Below are 22,563 nucleotides of genomic sequence, written 5' to 3'. Positions count from 1 at the left end.
GCACCCCGTCCGTGTTCATGCCGTGAGACCGATCGCCCAGGCGTACGTCCCGAACAGCTGCAGCAGGATCGGCAGGATCGCGACGGCGCTCAACGTCTCCAGCCAGTTGGCCAGGTGGCCCCAGATCGGCAGCAGCCGTCGCGGTGGGGGCCGCAGCATGGCCAGCACCAGCAGGAAGAACACCAGCACGATCCCGGCCGCCGACGCGCCGCGCCAGTCCGGGGTGAGCGGCTCGATCAGCGAGAACGCCAGCAGCACCAAGCCGAGCGCGCCGGCGACGGAGAGGGGCACCCGCTGCCACGCGCCGAGCAGGCTGCGCGAGCGCATCAGCACGGCCGCCGCGAGCAGTCCGGCCAGGATGCCGGGGAACAGGCCTTGGCCGACCAGGAAAGGGAACGAGCACGCGAAAACCACGGCCGACGTGACGCAGGCGATCGTGAGGTAGCCATCGGCGTACGCGGTCTGCGCGACCATTTTCTCCGCCGGCGCGGGCTCGATGTCGTACTGCAGCTCGTCGGCCGTGCGGGGCAGCTGCGGGCCGCGGATGCGGGCGAACCGGATGCCGATCCGCGGCGCGAACACCAGCAGTCCGATGAGGACGGCCGACACCAGGGCGGCCGACTGCACCGGCGAGAACTCCGGGCCGTAGTGCAGCCACAGCGTCACCGCGCCGGCCGCGGCGGTGGCCACGACCGTGCCGAACGGGACGAACGGCGTGACCGGCGCCCACGCCGCGCGGCCGCCGAGCATCAGGCCGCCCGCCAGACCGAAGGCGAGGCAACCGGACAGCAGCGGCGCGGTCTGGAGGTCGAACGCCGGGCCGAGACCCGCGACGGCGACCGCGCCCGCCACGAATCCGAACCCGCAGCCGCCCAGGCCCAGCAGCGTGATCAGCGCCGTGTCCTCGGAGCGGACGCCCGAGCCGACAGCCGCGACCAGCAGGCCCAGTGCCACGACCGCGCAGCCGATGGCGGACAGGCCCGTTGCGCCCGGATAGAGCAGGACGCGGGCCAGCACCAGCAGGCCGGCGATGGCGAAGCCGAGGAACAGGAACCGGTTGAACTCGGGCTTCCAGCGCCCGGACTGGCGGCTGACGGCGGTGGCCATGCCGTCGGCGATGTCGTCGAAGTCGAGTTCCGGCAACGGATCGAGACGAGGGCGGAGGTGGAACTCCTCCCCCTCCTTCCAGTCCAGCGACTCCGGCGTGCCCGCCGGGTCGAGCGGCGCCTCGCCGAGGCGCTGCAGGACCCACGAGTCGCCGAGGTCCTCGTGGCCGCCGGTGTGCCGCAGCAGCACCGGCAGCAGGCTCGTCACCGGGACACCCATCGGCACGGCCAGGTCGGCGCGTCCCTGCGGGCCGTGCACGGTGATCCGGCACAGCTCGCCCTGCTGCATGGCGGTCAACGTCCGCTCCCTTCGAGAGTGCCGAATGTGCTGCCGACGAGCTGCTGGTCGGGCCCGGGCACGAAACCGGTCTGGACGAGCTTCACGCCGCGGCGGGTGACGACCTGGGCACGCCCGGCCGGCAGCTTGCGCGGCGCGGCTTCGCCCAGGAACTTGCCTTCTTCCTTGGGGTAGGAAAAGACGACGCCGGGGCTGCCCAGCTCCCACATCCGGCGGATCACCGGGTCGCTCAGCGCCCGCATCGCGCCGGACGTGCTGCGCGCGACGATCAGGTGCATGCCGATGTAGGCGCCCTGCGCGAGCAGCGACAGCAGCGGCTCGAGCGGCGAGCCCATGCCGCCGGTGAGCAGCTGGTAGTCGTCGACGACGAGGAACAGCCGGGGGCCGGTCCACCAGTCGCGGCGCTTGAGCCGGTCGGCGGTGACGCTCTGGTCCGGCACCCGCGGCGAGAGCGAAACCCCGGTCTGGGTCGCGAGTTCCTGCAGCGCCTCGGTCGTGGTCGCGTAGCCGACGCGGTAGGCCTCCGGGACTTCGGCGTCGAGCTGGCGGCTCGGGTCGGCGAGCACGATCTTCGCCTCGCCCGGCCCGTAGCGCGCCAACACCGAGCGCAGCACCAGTCGCAGCATGTTGGTCTTGCCGGTCTCGTTGTCGCCGAACACCAGCAGGTGCGGCGTGGCGCGGAAGTCGTGCCACACCGGCAGCAGCCGCTGCTCGTCCTGGCCCAGGGCCAGCCGCAGGTCGCCGTCGGGGCGGGGCAGCTCGGACAGCGGCAACGTCGAGGGCAGCAGCCGCACGGCCGGCGCGCGGCGGCCCGGCCAGAACGTGTGCACCTCTTCGGCGACGGCCTTGGTCGCCGCGGCGAGGTCGCCGGTGGCCGCGCTGCCGTCCATCCGGGGCAGGCCCGCGAGGAAGTGCAGACCGTCCGGGGTCAGACCGCGGCCCGGCTGGCTCGGCACGGTCTTCGCCTTGCGCGAGCCGATCTCCGACTCCATCGGGTCGCCGAGGCGCAGCTCGAACCGGGTCTGCAGCAGGTCGCGCAGGTACGGCCGGATCTCCGACCAGCGCGTCGACGCGACCACGACGTGGATGCCGAACGACAGGCCGCGCGAGGCCAGCTCGCCGATCTTCTGCTCCAGCTCGGAGTAGTCGTTCTTGAGCGAGAACCAGCCGTCGACGACCAGGAAGACGTCGCCGAACGGGTCCTCGACCTGGCCGCGGCGGCGCAGCTGCCGGTAGACATCCATCGACTCGACGCCGCGTTCGGAGAAGATGTTCTCGCGGTGCTCCATGATCTGCGAGATCTCTTCGATGGTCCGCACGACGCGGTCGCGCTCGAGGCGCGTGGCGACCGAGCCGACGTGCGGCAGGCCGCTGATCGACATGATCCCGCCGCCGCCGAAGTCGAGGCCGTAGAACTGGACCTCCTCCGGGGTGTGCGTCATGGCCAGGGCCAGCACCAGGGTCCGCAGCAGCGTCGACTTGCCGGTCTGCGGGCCGCCGACGACCGCTACGTGGCCGGCCGCGCCGGACAGGTCCGCCGTCAGCAGCTCGCGGACCTGCTCGAACGGCCGGTCGATCATGCCCAGCGGCACGCGCAGGCGGCCGCACTGGGCCGGGTCCTGCACGGTCATGCCGCGGACGGCGTCCGGCAGCACGCCCGGCAGCAGCGCGTCCAGGCTGGGCGATTCGGCCAGCGGCGGCAGCCACACCTGACGTGCCGCCGGACCCGCGCCGGTGAGCCGCTCGACAAAGGCGTCCGCCAGGGTCGGCCCGCTCGGCGCGGTTTCGAGGATTTCCTGGGCGGTCTTCGCATCGGCTGCGAGGTCCGGCTCGTCGTCGCGGACGATGAACCGGGTCGGCCGGGTCCGGGTGAAGAACGGGACGACCTCGGCCCCCGCGCGGGCGACGTCGCCCGCGCCGTCGCCGCTGCCGGCCGGGACCGGGCCGGAGACGTAGGCGGCCTTGAAGCGCACCAGGTTCGTCGTGTCGATCTTGAGGTAGCCGTTGCCCGGTTCGGACGGCAGCTCGTACGCGCTGCCGACGCCGATGACGCTGCGGGACTCCATCGAGGAGAACGTCCGCAGAGCGATCCGGTACGACAGGTGACCTTCGACGCGGTGGATGCGGCCTTCGTCCAGCCGCTGCGAAGCGAGCAGCAGGTGGACGCCGAGGCTGCGGCCCAGCCGGCCGACCGAGACGAACAGCTCCATGAACTCGGGCTTCGCGCTCAGCAGCTCGGAGAACTCGTCGACGACCAGGAAGAGCGTCGGCATCGGCGGCAGCTGCTCGCCGGCCGCGCGGGCCTTCTCGTACTCGAACAGCGACGGGTGGCCGCTCGCGCGCAACTGCTCCTGGCGGCGCACCATCTCGCCGTTGAGCGAGTCCTGCATCCGGTCGACCAGCGGCAGTTCGTCGGCCAGGTTGGTGATCATCGCCGAGGTGTGCGGCAGCCGGTCCATGCCCAGGAACGTCGCGCCGCCCTTGAAGTCGACGAGGACGAAGTTCAGGATCTCCGACGAGTGCGTCGCGGCCAGGCCGAGCACCAGGGTGCGCAGCAGCTCGGACTTGCCCGAGCCGGTGGCACCGATGAGCATGCCGTGCGGGCCCATGCCGCCCTGCGCGGACTCCTTGAGGTCCAGCTCGACGATCTCGCCGTCCTCGGTGACGCCGATCGGCACCGACATCCGCGCCCGCTGCACGGCGCGGGGACGCCACTGGGCCGGGATCTCGAAGCTGTGGACGTCGCGGATGCCCAGCAGAGCGGTCAGCCCGAAATCGCTCTCGAGGGGCTGTTCGGTGATTTCCAGGGTGCCGCTGGTGCGCTTCGGCGACAGCAGCCGGGCCAGGCCCTCGATCTGCGTCACGGACAGCTCGTCACGGACCGCGGAGCCGACGCCGGTGCCGGCCGGGAACTCGACGCGATCGTCCTTTGTGGTCAGCCGCAAGACCTTGGGGCCACCGGGAAGCGCGCCGGTGACGTCCAGCAGCACGACGTTGCGCAGCCCCGCGCCCAGCAGCCGCGACGACTCGGGGATGGTCGCCAGGTGCGCGACGATCACCACGAACGGTTCGGTGGTGGTCGGGCCGACGGCCTTGTCGTGGTCGTCGCGGTCGGCGACGTCCGGACCGAGGACGTCCATCAGGTCGTCGTGGTCGGCGGCCAGCAGCCGCAGCGGGCCCGCCGGGTCACGCAGGGTGGCGTGCTGGTTGTGCGGCAGCCACTTCACCCAGTCCCACTGCGACTGCGCGGCTTCGGTGGTGAGCACGGCGATCCGCAGCTCGTCCGGCGAGTGGAACACGACCAGCTGCGCCAGCATCGCCCGCACCAGGCTCGCGGCGGCCTCGGGGTCGCCGTCGAACTCGACGCTGGTGAAGCTGCGCAGGCCGACCGCCGTCGGGATGCCCGACAGCGACCGGTAGGTCTCGGTGAAGCGACGCAAGGAGATCGCCGACAGCGGTTCGAGGTCCTCGATCGGCTTCGTCACCGGCGGGACCAGTTCTAGGGCCGACTGCTGCGAACCGAGGCCGATGCGGACGCGGCCGAAGTCGTCGTGGCTGACCCGCCGTTCCCACAGCCTACGTCCCATCGACAGCGACCACAGCGAGTCCGGCGACGGGTTGTTCCACGCGACCGCCCGCCGCTGCTGCTCGGCCGTCGCGCGGGCCCGGGTGCGGACCTGCGCGATGTAGCGCAGGTAGTCCCGGCGTTCGGCGCGCATCTTGCGCTTGCGCTCCCCCACCGCGCGGGTCAGCTGGCCGACGCTCATGGCCATCATGGACAGGCCCATGCCGCCGCCGAGCACGTAGGTCATCGGCGAGCTGCCGCCGACGCCGGAGAACGACAGCACCATCACCATCGACCCGATGCCCATCGGCAGCATCATCAGCAGCGAGTTGAAGTCCCGCGCCGCCGGTTCGGCGAGCACGGGCGGCTCCTGCAGCTCTTCCTGGCCTTCGGGCAGTTCGGGGCCCGACGCGCGCGGCCCGCGCTTGACGGTTTCCGTGCTCACTCCAGCACCCCCGAAGGACGGCTCGCGGACCGGCCCCAGGCGGAGTCGTCCTGGCTCAGCAGATCCGCCATGGTGCGTTCGGCCTCTTCCTCTTCGCCGGTTTCGGCTTCCGGTTCCGGGGCTTCGGTTTCGGTCTCCATCGCCGGGCCGTCGCCGCAGGTCGGCAGCTCGTCCGGGATGAACTCGCCGTCGCCGACGCGGATCCGCCGGTACGTCTCCCTCGGTTCGTCTTCGACGGGCCGCCACGGTTCGTCACTGCGTTCGACGAGGTCCGTGCTGAGGTCCTGCTCCTGCTCGGCAGCGGGCGCGAACGGCAGGAGACCCGGCAGGAACTCGGCGGTGCCGACGTCCCAAGCGGACGTGTCCTCTGTGGACTCGACGGGGCGCACGACCGAGATCCGCACATCGTCGTCGTGACTGTCCGAAGCGGACTTCCCGACGGGCGCGGTGCCCCAGCCGCTGACCGGCACGGCGGTCGCCCAGCCCCGCGGGGTGCCGGCGCCCGGGTCGGGTTCGCCCGGGGTGGCGGCGGTCGCCCAGGCCGAGGGGTCGCCGCCGAGGAGGCCGGCGGAGTCCGGGCGGTCCGCGCCGGAACCGTTGTCGGGCGGGGTCATCGGCGGCGGCATCATCGGCATGGCGGGCACGCCCGGACCGGCGGCGGTTGCCTCCGGGGTCCGGGGCGCGTCGACGCGCTGGGCGGCCGGGATCCCGCCGCCCACACCACCGGTCACCGCTCCCAGGGACGGGGCCTCGCCACCGGGCACCGCCGGGCTCGCGCCCAGGGACGGGGTTCCGGCACCCGACACCGCCGGGTCCGGCCACGACGCCGCACCGAGCGGCGGGGTCACACCGGGGCTCGACCACGACGCCGCGCCCAGCGCCGGGGTGTCCCCGGTGGCGCTCGGGTCGCCGACACCGGTGGGGGCGTCCGGCGTCCAGGCCGCGTCGACGCCGCCGAGCAGACCGGCCGAATCCGGCCGCTCCGCACCCGTCGGGTTCGCGCCACCGCCCATGCCGCCCGGCGGCATCATCGGCATGCCCGCACCCGGCATGCCCTGCTGCTGAACACCATTCGACGACGACAGACCGCCCGGCGCCGGCACCTGGCTCGCGTCGAGGCCCTTGACACCACCCGGGTCGAGGGCGTCCGCGCCGCCGATCCCACCGAGGTCACCGGCACCGCCGCTATCGCCCGGAGGCGCCGACCACGAAGCCGACTGCAGGGCGGGAGTCTCGCCGAACGAGCTCGGGTCGCCGAGGCCGTCCGGCACGTCGGCCGTCCACGGCGCGTCGACGCCGCCCAGCAGACCGGCCGAATCCGGCCGTTCCGCGCCAGTGGGGTTCATGCCACCGCCCATGCCACCCGGCGGCATCATCGGCATCCCCGCACCCGGCATGCCCTGCTGCTGACCACCGTTCGACGTCGAGAGGCCGCCGGGCGCCGCCAACTGACTGGGGTCCAGGCCCTTGATGCCACCCGGATCCGAAACGCCGGCACCGAGGTCGCCGAGGTCGCCGAGGCCACCCGCACCGCCGATGTCACCGGCACCGCCCGCGCCGCCGACGTCACCCGGAGGCGCCGACCAGGACGCCGACTCCAGCGCCGGGGTCTCGCCGAACGAACTCGGGTCGCCCAGGCCGTCCGGCAACGCCGAATCCCACGGCGCGTCCACGCCGCCGAGCAGACCGGCCGAATCCGGCCGTTCCGCGCCGGTCGGGTTCATGCCACCACCCATGCCACCCGGCGGCATCATCGGCATCCCCGCACCCGGCATGCCCTGCTGCTGACCACCGTTCGACGTCGAGAGGCCGCCGGGCGCCTGCAGCTGGCTCGGGTCGAGGCCCTTGATGCCTCCGGGGTCGGGGACGCCCGCGCCGCCGACGTCGCCGACGCCGCCCGCGCCGCCGACGTCACCCAGGCCGCCCGCACCACCGACGTCACCGGGAGGCGCGGACCACGAAGCCGACTTCAACGCCGGGGCGTCGGTCAGCGCGCTGGGGTCGCCGAGGCCGTCGGGCAGGCTGCTGGTCCACGGCTTGTCGACGCCGCCGAGCAGGCCGGCCGAGTCCGGGCGCTCCGAGCCGGCGGGGTTCATCCCGCCGCCCATGCCACCCGGCGGCATCATCGGCATGCCGCCGCCCATCGGCGAGGTGAAACCGCCACCCGCCTTGGGATCCTGCAGCGACGACGGCACGTCGGCCGGGTTGAGGGCGTTCGCGCCCAGTCCGTTGAGACCGCCGGCACCCGGCGGGTTGCCCAGCGCCGGCGACTTCAGGTCGCCGAGGCCGTCGAGACCACCCGCGCCACCGCCCGCACCGACGTCACCCGGCGCCGAGTCGAACGAGGGCGACTTGATGTCGCCCAGGCCACCGGCGCCGACGTCGCCCGGCGGGCTGTCGAGCGCGGGCGGCTTGATGTCGCCGAGGCCGCCGGCCTTCGGGTCGTCCTTGCCCCCGGCGCCGGACGGCGGCGGGGTCAGGTTCGGCGAGGTCAACGGCGGCAGGGCGCCACCGCCCGCGCCGACGTCCCCGGGCGGGCCGTCGAGCGAAGGCGGGTTGATGGCCCCGAGATCACCGGGGCCACCGGTGCCGCTGTCGCCGCCCGCACCGGGCGGCGGCGCGACGGCGAGGTTCTGGAACGGCGGGGGTGTGCCCCCGCCGTCCCCGCCCAGGCCGGAGTCACCGCCGGGTGGCGGCGGGATGTCGGCGCTGGACAACGGCGGCGGATTTCCGCCGCCACCGCCGCCACCCGTGTCGCCGGGCGGGGGCGGGAGTTCGGGAGGCGGCACGTCGCCACCGCCGCCACCGGAACCGCCGGGCGGCGGCGGGATGGCGGGCGGGGGCGGCGCGTCCGCGGGAGGCGGGATGTCCGGGGGCGGCGGGGCCTCGGGCGGCGGAGGCGGCGGCGGGACGTCCACGGGCGGCGGGGTCGCCGGCGGCGGCGCGGTGTAGCTGGCGACGGAGAACGAGTGGTACTTGCCGGACAGCTGGTTGCCGACCTGGCGCATGTCGTTCGTCATCATCTCGACGGCGTCGGGGAACTGCGAGATGTACGCACGCCCGTCGTTGAGCACCTTGCCGCGCGCGATGACCTGCTGGGCGTAGTAGGAATCGATGTAGCGCAAGGTGTTCTGCGCCCACTGCAGGTACGCGGCCGAGTTGGCGAGCTGATTCGGGATGTTGCGGCCGCCGCTGCTGCCGTCGCTGATCTGGTGGACGAGGCCTTGGAACTTCGAGGCCATGTCGTTCATCATGCCCTTGAAGTTCGTCGCCGCGGTGCCCTTCCACGGGCCGTCTTCCCCGGCGAGCGCCTCGACCTGCTTCTGGATGGCCTCGGCGACGACGGCGAGGCTCATCTGCGTCGTCTGGAACACGCCGGCGGCGGCTTGCAGGGACTGCCAGTTGACGTTGCCGTAGGCCTGGTCGGCCTGGTCCTGGCCGGGCGCCATCGACCCGCCGCCGAGGATGGCGGCTTCGATCTGCTTCCAGGTCAGGCCGTCGAAGTCCTTGCCGGGGTCGCCGGTGGAGTTCGTCGGCGTGTTGCTGGAATCCGGCCAGACGCCGTTGTCGTCCTGGGTGAACCCGTGGGTGTTGTTGTCGTCGCCCATCGTCCCTCGCTCGCCCGTTCCCTGGTTCGGCTCAGCCCGCCGGAACCCCGCCCGCGATCAGTGCTGCTTGGACCCCGCGCCGGTGATCTCCGAGCTGAGCTGCCCGAAGTACTGGTTGTAGGCGTCGGTGGTCATCTTGTTGGCCTCGTCGGCGGAGTCGTAGGCGTTGGCCGCCTTGTCGACCGCGTCCGCCGCGTCGTGCATCGCCGTGATGAGGTCCTGCACGGTGGTGCGGGTCGAGTCGCGCAGGCCGCCCTCGCCGACGATCGGCTGGATGAGCTTGTCGTGCGCGGTGGCGAACACACCCGGCTTGATGTTCACGGTGTCGAGCTGGCCCGGCAGCTTGGCCAGCGGGCCGTCGGCGAGCGTGCGCAGGTTCTGCGCGAACGTGTGCATCGCCTGGGTGTTCACCGCGGTGACGCCCTTGCCGGGGTGGTCCGCGCCGCCCGGGACCGGCGGCGCGGTGGAGACGTCACCGACCGGGATGTAGACGTTGCCCTGGTCGCCCGGGTCCTGGTGGCCGGGGCTGTTGAACGCGCCCTCGGTCGACGGCGGGGTGTCGCTGTGCTGGTTGTTCGGGTTCGCGATCTGGGCGGTTTCGAAGACCACCGGGTCGAAGGCCATGGCGGGAGGAGTCCTTTCCGGTCTGTCGCGTTCGGACGAACCGGCCGGGGCGCGGCGGCTGACTGCCGTGCCCCGGCCGGAGCGCGGGAGACTCAGCGCTGCGCGAACCGCGTCGCGTTGGCGCTCTCGGTGCTCGACGTGCCCTCGTTGACGGTCGCCAGCGTGCGGCCGGCGGCGTCGAGCGACTGCGGCAGCGTCAGCGCCTGCTGGCGGCACCACTCGTAGGTCGACTGGAACTCGTCGGCCGCGCTGCCGAGCCAGTGCTCGCGCTGCGCGGTGATGGTGCGGTTCATCTGGTCGAGCAGCTCGGTGATCTGCTGCGACTGCTGCTGCGCACGCCCGACCGTGGCTTCCATCTGCGCGAAGCTGATGGTGAACTGACCCAGAGCCATGGGGTTTTCCTTTCCTGAAGAGGGAGTCCGGTCAGAAGCCGGGGAGGCCGCCGATGGTCGCGGCCTGCTGGCGCACGTTCGAGGTGTTGTCCTCGTCCTGGCGGTCGTAGTCGTTCGCGCCGGTCGTGACGTGCTGGGAAAGCGTGTTCAGCCGGTCGACGATCGTCTGCACGGTGCGGTCGAACGTGCCCATCGCCTCGTGGAAGACCACGGCCGCGTCCGAGCGCCAGGTGCCCAGCAGCTCCTGCATCGTGGAGTCCACCTGGCGGTTCACGCCCGTGATGCCCTGGCCGGTGTCGGTGATGGTGCTAGCGCCTTGGCGCATGATCCCGGTGTCTACCTTGGCGCCGTTCTGAGCCGCCATTTTCGCCTCCTCGAATCCGTTGTTCTGCCCTGCCTCAACGGGGTCGGGCCGCCTCCGTCCACAAAGGAGTTCCGCGGGCCCCGGCATCGCCCCGCCCGGCACTCTCGACGCCGGAAGACGTGAAAGCCTGACGGAGACAGCACGATGATCGTATGGATGATTTCCGAAGGGCGCGCGACGCGGTTCCCTTAAGGACACAGAGGCGCGAACGGTCGGGCAGAAACGGACATTCCTGGTCAACACCCAGCAGGAGGGCCCCGAAATCCGCCCGCAGCGCCGGGCGGCTGCCCCTCCGGCCACGAATGTCTGCCCGCGAACGCCCGGCGCGTGCGCGAGCAACCCTACGAAAGTCGCGGATTCATTCCACCGGCGAGGAATAATCGCGCCGGAGCCGTGCACGAATACGCGGGTTGTCCGGTGTGGACATTCTTATTTCTTCGGTGCCGAACCGGATTTGGTGCGGTACCGCATCACTCATCCGGGGGATGCCGCGAAGACGAAACCACCCCGGTCTCCGCGGAGACCGGGGTGGTGGACGAACGGGCACTCAGGCGCGGCTGAAGAGCTTCCGGACGCGGCGGCGCACCGGGAACCGGCCCGCGACGGCGTCCTCGAGCAGGGCGCCGATCGTCTCGCGGGCACACGCCCGGTTCGCGCCGATGCCGCCGGACGGGCCGCGCTTGATCCAGCCCGCGACGTACGTGCCCGGGTGGCGCTCGACGCGGCCTTCGACGTTCGGCACCGTTCCGGTCAGCTCGTCGAACGGCAGGCCGGGCACGCCGGTGCCGCGGAACCCGGCGGCCCGGACGACCCGGCCCGCGCCGATCTCGACGGCACCCCCGGCGCCGGTGACGCGCACGCCCCGGACCTCGGTGTCGCCGGTGAACGCGAGTGGCGCCGAGTGGAACCGCAGGACGATGCGGCGGCGGTCGTCCGGGGGCGGCGTGGACCAGTCGACGGCCTCCCGGGGCAGGCCGCGCAGCAGTGCCGCCTTGCCCTCCCCCCGGTCGATCGCCGCCGCGACGCGCGGGTCGTGCGAGTCGAGCACGAGGTCGACGCCGGCGCGCTCGGCGAGGGCCAGCAGCTCCGGCCGGGTGTAGGCGGCGGTCTCCGGGCCGCGGCGGGCGAGCAGGACGACCTCGCGCACCTTGCTCGACCGCAGCCGGGCCAGCGCGGCCGGGGCGATCTCCGTGCCCACGAGGGTCTCGGGGTCGGCGGTGAGGATGCGGGCGATGTCGAGGGCGACGTTGCCGGTGCCGACGACGGCCACCCGCTCGGCCGAGAGGTCGACGGCGCCGGGCGCGACGTCCGGATGGCCGTTGTACCAGCCGACGACGGTCGTCGCGGCGAGGCTGCCGGGCAGATCCTCCCCCGGGACGCCGAGGGGGCGGGCCGCCGTGGCGCCGACCGCGTAGACCACCGCGTCGTACCGCGCGGCCAGCTCCGCCGCGGTGACGTCGCGGCCGATCTCGGTCCCGAGGCGCAGCCGCAGCCGCGGGTGGTCGTGGAACCGCGCGAACGTCTCGCCGATCTTCTTCGTCGACGGGTGGTCGGGCGCGACGCCGAAGCGGATCAGGCCGCCGGCCACCGGCAGGCGGTCGATCAGGGTGACCCGGGCGTTGGTGTGCAGTAGCAGGTCCTCCACGGCGTACATACCCGCCGGGCCGCTGCCGACGACCGCGACGTCCAGCGGCGCGAAGTCGCTCGGGAGCACCCGGGTGAACGCCGGGGGCGTCCAGCGGTGGAAGTTGGGCGCGGCACTCGCCTCGGCCAGCACGTCCTGGCCCGCGTAGTACTCGGCGTTGATCTCCTCGTAGGCCCGCAGCGGCCCGGTGAGGTCGCCGGCCGGGAAGATCGCGTCGACCGGGCACGCGTCGGCGCAGGCACCGCAGTCGATGCAGGTGGCCGGGTCGACGTAGAGCATCTCGGTGCGGCCGAAGTCCGGCTCGTCCGGCGTCGGGTGGATGCAGTTGACCGGGCAGACCGACACGCAGGACGCGTCGGCGCAGCAGGTCTGCGTGATCGCGAAGGCCATCTCGTCGACTCCGGGGCCGTCAGATCAGGTTCGCGCGCTTGTAGAACCACAGCGCCGGCTTGGTCAGCAGCCCGGCGGAGTGGAGGAACTCCATCAGCCCGGAGCAGCTCGAGCGCAGCATCGACTTGTGGTGCTGGTTGGCCTTCGCCTCGCGCCGGGCGCGCTTACCGTCCAGCCCCGCGTTCTCGTAGACCTGGTGGTTCACCATGCTGGTGACGATGAAGAACGACGCGATCGCGACGACCAGCGCGTTGATCTGCCGCCGCACCCACCCGGCGCCGTCGAGCCGCTGACGGGTTTCCTCGCGCGCGAACTTCATGTGGCGCGACTCTTCGACGACGTGGATGTTGTTGATGGTCCGGACGAACGGGACGACGCGCTCGTCGCGCATCCAGTCGCGCTGCATGACGTCGAGGACCTCTTCGGCGACGAGGATCGCCGCGTAGGCGGCTTCGCCGGTCGCGGTGGCCTTGAAGATCCGGCCGGCCTCGACGACGAACCGGCGCGGGCGGTAGGCGGGCGCGCCCAGCTTGGCCGCGCCGCGGGCGAACATGATCGAGTGCCGGCACTCGTCGGCGATCTCGGTCAGCGCCCACTGGAACGCGGGATCGGTCGGGTCCTTCGCGTAGAAGTCCCGCAGGATCATCTGCTGCAGGATCATCTCGAACCAGATGCCGGTGCTCGCCACCGACGCCGCCTCGTGGCGGGTCAGTTCGCGCTGCTGTTCCGGGGTCATCCCGTCCCAGTAGGACGTCCCGTACAGCGTGCTCCACTCCGGGCTGGCGCCGTGGAAGTCCTTGTCGAGCGGCGTCTCCCAGTCGACCTCCTTGACGGGGTCGTACGAGAGCTGCTCCGACGAGTCCAGCAGCCGGCACGCGATGGTCTCGCGGTCCGACACCTCCGGCTCGCGTTCGCTGATGCTCGTCATGCTGACCTCCTCGTCAGGTGTTACCACGATTTACTGTTACCTACCGTAACATATAGATTTTCCGGTGCACACCCGTCCTCGGAGTCAGCGCTCGCGAAACTCGCTGGGTGGCGCGCCGAGCAGGCGGTGGAACATCGTGGTGAACGCGCCCGGGCCCGCGTAGCCGAGGCCGGCGGCCACCTCGGCCACCGGCGCACCCGCCGCGAGCAGCGGCAACGCGTGCAGCACGCAGGCGCGACGCCGCCACGGCGCGAGGCCGAGCCCGGTCTCGGCGCGGAACCGGCGGTGCAGCGTCCGCTCGGCGACGTGCAGCCGGGCCGCCCAGGCCGCCGGGCGGACGTCGACGCGTGGCTCCGCCAGGAAGTCCTGGCACAGCCGGCGCAGCTCCGGGTCGGCGGGCAACGGCAGGTCGAGCGGCAGCGGCGCGGCCCGGCGCAGTTCGTGCAGCGCCAGCTGCAGCAGGACCGCGTCACGTCCGCGGGCGACGTAGCGCGGTTCGACGTCGACCGCCTCCCGCAGCAGTTCGCGCAGCAGCGGCGTCACCTCGACGACCCGGCACCGGGCCGGGAACCACGGCACCGCACGGGGTTCGACGTACAGGCTGCGCGTGCTGACGCCGGTCATCCGGACCGCGTGCGGCGTGCCGGCCGGGATCAGCACGGCCCGGTGCGGCGGGACGGTCCACGCGCCGTCGGCCGTCTCGACGCGCATCGAGCCGGTGACGCCGTAGAGGACCTGGGCGCGGCGGTGCCGGTGTTCGGCGAGGACGTGGCGGGGCGGGTAGTCGGTGCCGATGGCGACGACGTCCCGGTCGAGGTCGTCGACGGTGTCGATGTGGGTGTTGCGCACGCCGCCGAGCCTAGGTGGCCGGAACTCGGAAGAACATGGCTGATCATCGAATGCCCGCCAGGCGCGTGCGCCCTAGCGTTCCGGTACGTGCTCCTCTTCGGACTGGGCGTCCTCAGCGGCGTCACCACAGCGCTTTTCGGGTTCGGCGGCGGGTTCGTGACGGTGCCGGTGGTCTACGCCGTGGCGGCGCCCGGCCCGGCCGCGATGCACGTCGCGGTCGGGACGTCCGCCGCGGTGATGCTGGTCAACTCGCTCGGCGCGACGCTCACGGTCGCCCAGGCGGGCCGGCTGCAGCGGGCGTACGTCCGGCCGCTGGCCGCGTTCATCGCCGTCGGCGCGGGCCTCGGCGCGCTGGCCGCGACGAGCGTCCCGGACGGCGTCCTGCACGCCCTGTTCGCCGCGTACCTGGCGCTGACCATCCTCGACAGTCTCCTGCGGCGCGGGTTCCTCGGCGGCGGCCGGCCACGCCCGCTGAGCCGGGCCACCGTCACCGCGGGCGGCGTCGGAATCGGGGCGGTGGCGGGGTTTCTGGGCGTCGGCGGCAGCGTCCTGACGGTGCCGTTGCTGCGGCGGCGCGGCCTGCCGATGAGCGACGCGACCGCGCTGGCCAACCCGCTCAGCCTGCCGGTGGCCGTGGCGGCGACCGCCGTGTACCTGGCCACGCCCGGACCGGCGGCGATCGACCCTTCCGCGGCGGCGCTCCTGCTGGCCGGCTCGCTGCCGACGATCGCGCTGCTGCGACGCCGGTCGCCGTCGATCCCGGACCGCGCGCACGCGGTGGCGTACCTGGGACTGCTGGGCGCGGCGCTGGCCACCATGCTGGGGTGAGCCCGGCGCGCGGGCACCAACCTGATCGGGCCTCGGCGTGCCGCCCGTCGATCACTCGCAATTCGGTGTACGGTCGTTCACTCAATCGTGTTTCGATCGGCAGGAACCGGTGCACCCACTCAGCGATTCACCCGCCCCGGCGGGGCCGTTCGGCTCCGGCCTGCTCGGGCCCCTCGACCAGGACGTCGCCACGCTGCGGCGGCGCGTCCAGCTGCTGCTCACCGGGACGCTGGTCGCCACCAACGTCATCGGCGCGCTCGTCGTGGTCGGCCTCGCGGCGCTGCTCATGCCCGCCCCCGGCCTGTCCGGCGACCTCGTGCGGGTCACGCCTACGTCGTGCCCGCCTACGTCGTGTCCGCGGTCGTCGTCGGCGCGCTCTGGGGCACTCGCGGCGCCCTGCGGACGCTCCGCTGGGCCGCCGAAGGACGCCGTCCGAGCGACGCCGAACGGGCCGCCAGCCTGCGCGTCCCGCTTCGGCTCACGATGATGCAGGCGATCCTGTGGGGCGTCGCGACCGTGGTGTTCGCCGGGCTGGCCGCGCTGCTGCAGCCGCACGTCGCGCTGACCGTGTTCCTCGTGGTCGCCTTCGCGAGCGTCGTGGTCTGCGCGATCGCCTACCTCTTCGGCGAGTTCGCCCTGCGGCCGTACGCGGCGCGGGCGCTCGCCGGCACGGCTCCGGCGCGGCCGGTCAGCGGCGGCGTCAACCTGCGGATGCTGCTGTTCTGGTGCCTGGGCACCGGAGTACCGGTCGCCGGGCTGGTGGTGACGGCCGTGCTGGCATGGGTGCGCGGCGACGTCTCCACCACGAAGCTGGCCGTCTCGGTGATCGCGCTCGGGCTGGTGGTGCTGTGTTTCGGCCTGCTGGTCACCGTCTTCACCGCCCGCGCGGTGGTCAACCCGATCCGGTCGGTCCAGGACGCGCTGGCCCGGGTGCGCGCCGGTGACTTCGGCGGCGAGATCCCGGTCTACGACGGCACCGAGCTCGGCCTGCTGCAGGCCGGGTTCAACGGGATGGCCGCCGGGCTGCGGGAACGCGAGCGGATGCGGGACCTGTTCGGCCGGCACGTCGGGCACGAGGTCGCGGTGGAGGCGATGCGCGCGCCCGCGGAGCTGGGCGGGACGGTACGCACGGTGTCGGTGCTGTTCGTCGACCTCGTGGGGTCGACGGCGCTGGCCGCGAGCCGCCCTCCCGAGGAGGTGGTCGGCCTGCTCAACCGGTTCTTCGCCGTCGTCGTCGACGAGGTCGACCGCAACCACGGCCTGGTCAACAAGTTCGTCGGCGACGCGGTCCTGGCGATCTTCGGCGCGCCCACGCCCCTGGCGGACCACGCGACCCGCGCGCTGGCCGCCGCCCGCGCGATCGCCGCCCGGCTGGCGACGGAGGTCCCGGACTGCCCGGCGGGCCTCGGCGTCGCGACGGGTGACGCGGTGGCGGGCAACGTCGGCGACCCGCGCCGGTTCGAGTACACGGTGATCGGTGACCCGGTCAACGAAGCGGCCCGTCTGACGGAGCTGGCGAAGAACGTCGAGGGGCGCCTGGTGGCGTCCTGGACGGCGGTCGAGTCGGCGACGCCGGACGAAGCGGGCCGGTGGTCGGCGACCGAGGAGGTCACCCTGCGCGGCCGCTCCCGCCCCACGACGCTGGCCACCCCGCGACGCTGACTCCTCCCGGCCCGGGTCGCCGAAGTCCGTGAATGGCACATCGAGGGACTCTGAGTCCCTCGATGTGCCATTCACGGACTTCCCTGCGGCGGCGGGGATCCGGGGGGCGGATGGGTGTCAGAGGGGGGTGCCCAGCCAGGTTGTGAGGGCGTCGCGGAGCCCGGGGAGCTCGCCGCCGGTCGCGGCCCAGGCCACGTGGCCGTCCGGGCGGATCAGGGCCGCCAGCCGCTGGTCCGGGAACGCCAGCGGGCTCGCCGTCACCAGCTCGACGCGGTTTTCCCACTCCGCCGCCACCTCCGCCGCGCCCGTCCCCGTGTCCAACAGCACCGCGCGGCCGGAGCGGAAGTGCGGTGCCAGCGTGGTTCCGTCGGACAGGGGCAGGTCGGGCACGCGGTGGCCGATCAGCGGGAAGTCGCCGGGCAGGTCGTAGTGCTGCCAGCCGCCGCCGATCTTCGAGACGACGTACGTGGCGCCGTCCGGGGTGTCGAGCAGGTCCGCCACGACCTCGCGCAACGCGTCCGCGCGCGGGCCGCGCTGGGTGCTCAGCGCCGTCTGCGCCATGCTCCAGCGCTGCACCCACGCGCCGATCGGGTGCCGCTCGGCGGTGTAGGTGTCCAGCAGCGTGTCCGGCGCCGCCCCGCGCGCGACGAGCGCGAGCTTCCAGCCGAGGTTGACCGCGTCGCCGAGGCCCAGGTTCATGCCCTGCCCACCGGCCGGCGAGTGCACGTGGGCCGCGTCGCCGCACAGCAGCACCCGGTCCCGCCGGTACGTCTCGGCCTGGCGGGTCGTGTCGGCATAGCGGGTGCCGACGTGCAACCGCGTGACCCGGACGTCGGTGCCGCTCACCCGCCGCAGGCTGGCCTGGATCTCTTCCGCCGTCACCGGCGCGTCCCGGTCGGGCCCGACCTCGTACTCGACGGTGTGCACCCGCGGCGGGCCCGAGCCGTCGTCCCAGCCACCGACCACATAGGACCCGTGCTCGCCCGCCTGCCAGCCGTCCGCGACGAGCTTGCCCGGGTCGTCCAGGTCCACAATGGCCTGGCGGCCGGTGAACACCGGGTCCACGCCGGGGAAGTCGATCCCGGCCAGGCGACGCACGGTACTGCGCCCGCCGTCGGCGCCGACCAGCCAGCCGGCCCGGATCGGACGTCCGATGTGGACGGTAACACCGTCCGCATCGGACTCGAACGCGGTCAGCGAGACCCCGCGCGCCACCTCGACGCCCAGTTCCGCGGCCCGGCGCTCGAAGATCGCCTCCAGATCACCCTGGGCGATCACTCCGGCGCCGAGGAACTCCTCGCCGGGGCCGGGCGGGCGCAGCCGGTCGATGCGGATGCCGATCCCGGCGAAGTGGCCGACGAAGATCTCCGGCCGCTCCCCCGTGTCCCCGGGTTCGAACTCGGGCAGCCCGGCGCCCCCGCCGAGCCACATCGCGGCCGCGCGCTCCACCTCGGGCAGCAGGCCGCGCAGGTGCAGCGCGTGCACCGACGGCGTGTTGACCGCGCGGGCCCCCATCGACCCGAACCGCGAGCGCGGCGTCTGCGTCTCGCGTTCGACGACCAGCACCCGGGCCCCGCCCAGGCGGAGCTCGCAGGCCAGCAACAGGCCGACCGGGCCCGCGCCCGCGATTACCACGTCGTAGTCCATCCGTACCCCCAGGAAACCCGGTAACACCGTTCTCGGTATCGCCACCGTAGCGAACTGGGTACAGTGTTCGCAATATCCGAGGAGGTCCCTTGCCGGCGAACGACCGCCCGCCGCTCTGGCTGCGTCCCGAACACGGGACCCGCGGGCCGAAACCGGCCCACACCCGCCGCGACGTCGCGGCCGCCGGCATCAGGATCGCCGACGCCGAGGGGCTCGACGCCGTCTCGATGCGGCGGATCGCCGCCGAACTGGGCACCGGCACCACTTCGCTCTACCGGTACGTGTCCAAAAAGGACGAGATCCTGCAGCTGATGGGCGACGAGGTCACCGGCGAGCTGCGCGGCACCGTGCTGCCCGCGCAGTGGCGGGACGCCCTGCGCGTCATCGCCCGGTCGATGCGCGCGACGGCCCTGCGGCACCCGTGGTTCCCCGCGCTGGCTTCGGGCCGGCCGAACCACGGCCCGAACAGCCTGTGGTGGTCGGAGCTGACGTTCTCGGCGTTCGACGGCCTCGATCTCGGCACCGACGACCTGCTCGCCAACCTCGGCACGCTCTCCTCGTTCGTCCTCGGCCACGTGCAGAGCGAGCTGGGCGATCAGGAAGCGGCGCGGCTCTCGGGGCTCAGCCACGAGCAGTGGATGGAGCGCGAGGGCGAGTACGGCCCGCTGATCATGGACAGCGGGCGCTACCCGCGGTTCACCCGGGTGATCGTCGAAGCCGAGACGCCGCACGCGGCCGACCGCCGGGACCGGTGGTTCGAGGCCGGCCTGGACCGGGTGCTGGCGGGCATCGCCGCCCACCTGCCCTGACGCTCAGACCTTGATCACGCTCAGCGGCACGGCCGGCGGCAGGGGCACACCGGCGTTCTCGGCCCGGAACGAGTTCACCAGGTAGGCGACCAGCCGCTGCGACGCCACCCGCGTGGCCGCCGGCGCGTCCGCGGTCACCCCGTCGTTGGCCATCAGCACCAGCATCAGGTCGGTGAGCGCGAAGTCGGCCCGGAGCTTGCCCGCCGCCTTGGCGCGGTCGACCAGCGCGGCGACGCGGCCCAGCGCCCGGCCCCGTTCCGCGGCGGTGTCGGCCACCTTCGGGAACGCCGAGGAGACGGCGGCGCTGAACCCGCGGTCGCACGCCTGCATCTCCCCCACCTTCTCGACGACGGTGACGAACCCCCGCCACGGGTCCGGGTCGTCCAGCGCGTCGTCCACGACGGCGACACACAGGTCGAACTGGTGCGAGAACACCTCGCCGACCAGCGCCTCCTTCGTCGGGAACCGGCGGTACAGCGTGGCCATCCCGACCCCGGCGTGCCGGGCGACGGCCGCCATCGGCACGTCGAGGCCGCGGCGCGCGAAGAGCTCGTGGGCCACCTCGACGATGCGCTCGCGGTTGAGCCGGGCATCCCGCCGCAACGGCGCCGGATGAGAAGGGTCGGCACTCATGTTTCTCACTTTACGCCAACCGGACAGGTCTCTCCTCTTGCGCGACTACTTTGGCGGACAAGGAAAAGGAGGTCCGATGAGGACGAACGGCCAGCTGGTCGACCGGGCGGTCGACGGGTTCAACCGCCGGGTGGTGGCCCTGCGCTCGTCACGCCGCTGGGGCGCGGCGGTGCGGCGGCACCTGACGATCGTGACCTACACCGGACGGCGCTCGGGCCGCACGTTCACCATCCCGGTGGGCTACCGGCACACGGGCGGCACGGTCGAGATCGGCGTCCGCATGCCCGGCAAGAAGAACTGGTGGCGCAACTTCACCGGCGAGGGCGGCCCGCTCTCCGTCGAGCTGGACGGCACCACCCGCACCGGCCACGCGATCGCCCGGCAAAGCGCGAAAGGTGGCGTGACGGTGACGGTACAGCTCAAGCCGTAAGGGAAACGACGACTCCCAGCAGGGTCAGCGGCCGACGGCCAGCCCGGAGGCGACGGCCTTGACGCCGCCGACGCCAGGCACCTGGACCGGAACCGTGGTGTAGAAGGGATAGCTCACGACGCTGAGGCCCAGCTCGGAGGACTCGTTGCTGCCCCAGCCCCAGACCGTGCCGTCCGCGCGGACGGCGTAGGCGCCGCCGTTGAACATCCCGATGGCCGTGGCGTCCGTCAGGTCGTGGACGGGGGCGGGCACCGGCGCCGAGCAGTTCGGGCCGGTGCCGCCCGGCGGGCAGTCGACGCCGTTGCCCAGCCCGCCACGTTCGTTGTTGCCCCAGGAGAAGACGGTGCCGTCGGCGCGCAAGGCCACCGCGCCCGACGAGTCGCCGGTCACGGACTTGACGCCGGTCAGCCCGGACACCGCAACCGGGGTGCGGGAGAGGCACCCGGCGCACGCGACGCCGTTGCCGAGCTGGCCGCTCGTGTTGTCGCCCCAGGCCCAGACGGTGCCGTCGGCCTTGACGGCGTAGCCGGTGTAGCCGTCACCCGCGCCGAGCGACGTCACGCCGGTGAGACCGGACACGCGCACCGGGGTGGCCGAACTCGCCACCGTGGAACCGTTGCCCAGCTCGCCGCGGGTGTTGCTGCCCCACGCCCACACCGTGCCGTCGGCCTTCAGGGCGTACGCGGTGTCGCCGGTGGCGGCGATGGCGGTGACGCCGGCCAGGCCGGCCACCGGCACCGGGGTGTTGACGTCGTGCCCCCAGCGCCACACGGTTCCGTTGGCCCGCAGGGCGTATCCCTTGAAGTTACCGGCTGCGACGGCCGTGACGGAAGTCAGGCCGAGCACCGGGACCGGGGAGTAGGAGGCACTGCCCCACCAGCCGTTGCCGAGCCCGCCCGTCGAGTTGGGGCCCCAGGCCCGGACGGTGCCGTCGGCGCGCAGCGCGTACCCGGCGGCGGCCCGGCCGGCGACGGCCACGACCCCGTCCAGGCCGCTGACCGGACTCGGGATCCTGAGGTCCTCGTGCTGCCGCCACGAGTAGTAGCCCCACGTCGAGACGCAGCCGGACGCGCACCCGGGCCGCGGCAACGTGAAGTAGCCGAACAGGTCGGCCGACACGTCGAGGGAACCGGCGCGGTTGTGCACGTAGGTCCAGCGGTCGGTCTGGGAGAAGGCGGGCGCCGCGCCGGGCGCGGAGACGACCGGCGCGGTCGCCACCGAGATCGTCTGCCCGGCGGGGATGGTCACGCTCGGCTGCGGCTGGCCGGTCGAGGTGGAGTCCCACGCGGTGATGGCCGTGGTCGCGGTCGGCGCGTACCCGGTCAGGTTCATGGCGACGGCGATCGCGTCCGGCGGGATCGGCGGCTGCAACCAGTTCACGAGATCGCTGTTCGGGCCGAGCTTGCGCGCGACGCCGTCGGCGAGGCCCAGACCGGTGCGGCTGTCCAGGATCCGGACCGGGGCGACCGGGGTGAACAGGGCGCCGAAGTCGGTGGCGTAGAAGCCGAGCACGACCGCGTCCACCGTCACGGTCCCGGCCAGGTTGTACAGGTCGATCGAGCGGTCGGCGCCGATCTTCACCGTGACCAGGTTCGACCCCGTGCCGCCCGGGTAGGCGGCCGCGCTGGCCATCGTCGGGCGCGGCGTGCTGTGCGGGAAGGCGCTGACGTAGGTGGCCGCGGTCGGTGCGCTCAGGTTCACGGCGAAGGTCACGGCGGTGGCGGTCGCGGGCACCCGGCCGGTCAGGTCGACCTTGGCCGTCGCCCCGGCGCCGAGGGGGTCCAGCGGCAGCCACGACGGGCTCAGCGGCGTGTACCGCGACTCCGCCGTGGTCGAGTAGTAGCCGAGGATGCTCGCGATCAGGTGGGTCGAGCCGGCCTCGTTGTAGAAGTCCAGCGTCCGGTCGGCGCCGACCTGGACCGTGAGCTGGTTGGCGCGCCGCTTGCCCGCCTGGACGAGCAGGTTCGGCAGCGCGGGCCGGGCCTGGCCGTGGGTGAACACGGTGATCGCGCTGTCGGCCGTCGGGCTCTCGGCCCACAGGTTCACCACGACCGCGGTGGCGCCGGCGGGCGCCAGGGTGCCCGCGCTCGCCGTCACCGTCGTGTGCGGGCCGACCGTGCCGATCGGCACGCCGACACCGCGCACGGTGTCCAGGAACCGGGTCGGCTGCACGGCGGTGAAGCTCGACGCCGGCGAGTCGAGGGCAGCGGGCGCCGCGGCGGCGGTGACCCCGGTGCCGGCGGAGGCCAGCGTGAAGATCCCGGCGGCCAACGCCACCACGCGGGATCTGAGTGTCCACAGTGGACGTGACGTGCTCGCGGCAGCCCGCATGAATCCCCC

General features: G+C 73.1%; 15 protein-coding genes and 1 pseudogene. 4 read left to right on the top strand and 12 right to left on the bottom strand.

Annotated features, from left to right (window positions below; genetic code table 11):
* Positions 1-15: 15 nt before the first annotated feature.
* From eccD to OHS18_RS01475, 9 genes are all read right to left on the bottom strand, one after another.
* A complete protein-coding gene (gene eccD, locus OHS18_RS01515; RefSeq protein ID WP_328618709.1) occupies positions 16-1,395 on the bottom strand; it encodes a type VII secretion integral membrane protein EccD in 1,380 nt (459 codons plus the stop codon).
* 5 nt (positions 1,396-1,400) lie between these two features.
* Positions 1,401-5,414 carry a type VII secretion protein EccCa gene (eccCa, locus tag OHS18_RS01510; protein WP_328615609.1) on the bottom strand — a complete coding sequence of 1,338 codons (4,014 nt, stop codon included), beginning with the start codon at positions 5,412-5,414 and terminating at the stop codon, positions 1,401-1,403.
* Positions 5,411-9,022, bottom strand: a complete 3,612-nt coding sequence (locus OHS18_RS01505; protein ID WP_328615608.1) for a hypothetical protein — start codon at positions 9,020-9,022, stop codon at positions 5,411-5,413. The genes eccCa and OHS18_RS01505 overlap by 4 nt, the downstream gene beginning before the upstream one ends.
* Positions 9,023-9,079: 57 nt before the next feature.
* Positions 9,080-9,646, bottom strand: coding sequence for a hypothetical protein (locus OHS18_RS01500; protein ID WP_328456882.1), 567 nt, complete (start codon positions 9,644-9,646; stop codon positions 9,080-9,082).
* Positions 9,647-9,738: 92 nt separating this feature from the next.
* Entirely contained in the window at positions 9,739-10,038 is a 300-nt protein-coding gene (locus tag OHS18_RS01495) for a WXG100 family type VII secretion target (RefSeq protein WP_247050428.1), read from the bottom strand.
* A 31-nt stretch (positions 10,039-10,069) separates the two neighbouring features.
* Positions 10,070-10,402 (bottom strand): WXG100 family type VII secretion target, encoded by a 333-nt coding sequence (locus OHS18_RS01490; protein ID WP_247050426.1) that lies wholly within the window; start codon positions 10,400-10,402, stop codon positions 10,070-10,072.
* A 547-nt stretch (positions 10,403-10,949) separates the two neighbouring features.
* Entirely contained in the window at positions 10,950-12,437 is a 1,488-nt protein-coding gene (locus OHS18_RS01485) for an FAD-dependent oxidoreductase (RefSeq protein ID WP_328615607.1), read from the bottom strand.
* A gap of 19 nt (positions 12,438-12,456) precedes the next feature.
* Entirely contained in the window at positions 12,457-13,365 is a 909-nt protein-coding gene (locus OHS18_RS01480) for an AurF N-oxygenase family protein (RefSeq protein WP_328615606.1), read from the bottom strand.
* Positions 13,366-13,449: 84 nt separating this feature from the next.
* Positions 13,450-14,214 (bottom strand): AraC family transcriptional regulator, encoded by a 765-nt coding sequence (locus OHS18_RS01475; protein WP_328615605.1) that lies wholly within the window; start codon positions 14,212-14,214, stop codon positions 13,450-13,452.
* Between the two features lie 87 nt (positions 14,215-14,301).
* Between OHS18_RS01475 and OHS18_RS01470 the strand changes: the two genes are divergently transcribed.
* Both OHS18_RS01470 and OHS18_RS01465 read left to right on the top strand, forming a co-directional pair.
* Positions 14,302-15,042 (top strand): sulfite exporter TauE/SafE family protein, encoded by a 741-nt coding sequence (locus OHS18_RS01470; RefSeq protein ID WP_328615604.1) that lies wholly within the window; start codon positions 14,302-14,304, stop codon positions 15,040-15,042.
* Between the two features lie 109 nt (positions 15,043-15,151).
* Positions 15,152-16,704, top strand: a pseudogene (locus OHS18_RS01465) (adenylate/guanylate cyclase domain-containing protein).
* 117 nt (positions 16,705-16,821) lie between these two features.
* On the opposite strand, the gene OHS18_RS01460 reads toward OHS18_RS01465, so the two are convergent.
* Positions 16,822-18,351, bottom strand: coding sequence for an FAD-dependent monooxygenase (locus tag OHS18_RS01460; protein WP_328615603.1), 1,530 nt, complete (start codon positions 18,349-18,351; stop codon positions 16,822-16,824).
* A gap of 89 nt (positions 18,352-18,440) precedes the next feature.
* On the opposite strand from OHS18_RS01460, the gene OHS18_RS01455 reads away from it, so the two are divergent.
* A complete protein-coding gene (locus OHS18_RS01455) occupies positions 18,441-19,160 on the top strand; it encodes a TetR/AcrR family transcriptional regulator (protein WP_328615602.1) in 720 nt (239 codons plus the stop codon).
* Between the two features lie 3 nt (positions 19,161-19,163).
* Here OHS18_RS01455 and OHS18_RS01450 read toward each other — a convergent pair whose 3' ends face one another.
* Positions 19,164-19,793 carry a TetR/AcrR family transcriptional regulator gene (locus OHS18_RS01450; protein ID WP_328456898.1) on the bottom strand — a complete coding sequence of 210 codons (630 nt, stop codon included), beginning with the start codon at positions 19,791-19,793 and terminating at the stop codon, positions 19,164-19,166.
* Between the two features lie 76 nt (positions 19,794-19,869).
* Between OHS18_RS01450 and OHS18_RS01445 the strand changes: the two genes are divergently transcribed.
* A complete protein-coding gene (locus OHS18_RS01445; protein WP_328615601.1) occupies positions 19,870-20,223 on the top strand; it encodes a hypothetical protein in 354 nt (117 codons plus the stop codon).
* Between the two features lie 24 nt (positions 20,224-20,247).
* Here the strand turns inward: OHS18_RS01445 and OHS18_RS01440 are convergent, their stop codons facing one another.
* Positions 20,248-22,503 carry an RCC1 domain-containing protein gene (locus tag OHS18_RS01440; RefSeq protein WP_328615600.1) on the bottom strand — a complete coding sequence of 752 codons (2,256 nt, stop codon included), beginning with the start codon at positions 22,501-22,503 and terminating at the stop codon, positions 20,248-20,250.
* Between the last annotated feature and the right edge of the window lie 60 nt (positions 22,504-22,563).

The sequence above is a fragment of the Amycolatopsis sp. NBC_00355 genome (assembly GCF_036104975.1).
Taxonomy (GTDB): Bacteria; Actinomycetota; Actinomycetes; order Mycobacteriales; family Pseudonocardiaceae; genus Amycolatopsis.
This window is presented reverse-complemented; position numbering and strand designations above follow the sequence as displayed.